The 1,261-nt window shown below is 67.1% G+C and carries 1 protein-coding gene; it reads right to left on the reverse strand.

What is annotated here, in order from left to right:
- Positions 1-42: 42 nt before the first annotated feature.
- Complete coding sequence (locus ON45_RS19385; RefSeq protein WP_040496225.1) at positions 43-1,188, reverse strand: nitronate monooxygenase; 1,146 nt, start codon at positions 1,186-1,188, stop codon at positions 43-45.
- Positions 1,189-1,261 lie beyond the last annotated feature (73 nt).

Raw genomic sequence — 1,261 nt, forward strand, 5'->3', positions numbered from 1 at the left:
CGTGCCATCGGGTGTCAGACACCCGATGGCACGGCCTCGCGATCAGACCTCGAGCTGTTTGGCGAGGGATTCGGTGGCGTCGATGAACTCCTCGATCATCTCCATCACGACCGTCGCCGCCGACTTCGGTTGGTTCATGTTGCCGACGATCTGACCCACGAAGTAGTTCGACAACTCCTCGGCACCCGAGCCGGGCGTGTGCGCGGCGCGCGCGATCCGCCGCTGGGCCGCGTTCGTGAGGATCGGCTGCAGCGGCATCCCGAGCGGGTCGGGCGTGTCGGCACGCTCCCACTCCTCCGTCCACTTCGACTTCAACATGCGGGCGTGCTTGCCGGTCAGCGAGCGTGAGCGAATCGTGTCGGCGCTCGTTGCGGCGAGGAACTTCTGCTTCACGACGGGATGGGTTTCGGCTTCGTCGGTCGTGAGCCACACCGATCCGCACCACACGCCCTGTGCCCCGAGTGCCATCGCCGCGGCCATCTGCCGGCCGCGACCGATGCCGCCCGCACCCAGAACGGGGATGTCGACGGCATCGACGATCTCGGGGATCAGCACCATCGATCCGATCTCGCCGGTGTGCCCGCCCGCTTCGGATCCTTGAGCGATGATGATGTCGACGCCGGCCGCCTGGTGACGCTCGGCGTGCTGCGGTCGCCCGGCGAGGGCGCCGATCAGCTTGCCCTCCTCCTTGCAGCGATCGATCAGGAACTGTGGGGGCGGCCCCAACGCATTGGCGACGAACGCCGTGTCGTGCGCCAAGGCGATGTCGAGCAGGGGCATTGCCTGCTTGGCACTGAACGGTGCGCTTCCTCCGGCGCCGTCGGCAGGCACCGTCGCCCGTGTGTCGTCGCCATCGGGCAGTTCGGGAACGTCGTAGCGGGCGAGAATGTCGTCGATGAACTCGCGGTGAGTGTCGGGGATCAGCTTCGCGATGTCGTCGAGGGTGTAGCCGCCGTCGTCGTCGCCCGCGTACTTCGCCGGGACGATCAGATCGACGCCGTACGGCTTGCCGCCGACCTCGTCCTCGATCCAACCGAGGTCGATCTCGAGTTGTTCGGGAGTGTGCGCGACCGCGCCGAGCACGCCGAGACCGCCCGCTTTCGACACGGCGGCGACCACGTCGCGGCAGTGACTGAACGCGAAGATCGGGAACTCGATGTCGAGCATCTCGGTGACAGCTGTCTTCATCCGCCCATCCTCGCGTGACGAGGCGACCCGCTCCCACTCGGTGTGCCATCGGGTGTCAGACACCGGTTGGCAC

The organism is Ilumatobacter nonamiensis YM16-303 (genome assembly GCF_000350145.1).
Taxonomy (GTDB): Bacteria; Actinomycetota; Acidimicrobiia; order Acidimicrobiales; family Ilumatobacteraceae; genus Ilumatobacter_A; species Ilumatobacter_A nonamiensis.

Excerpts from the sequence above, each read along its gene's own strand:
- ON45_RS19385 (WP_040496225.1), bottom strand. The coding sequence starts at position 1,188 with ATGAAGACAGCTGTCACCGAGATGCTCGACATCGAGTTCCCGATCTTC.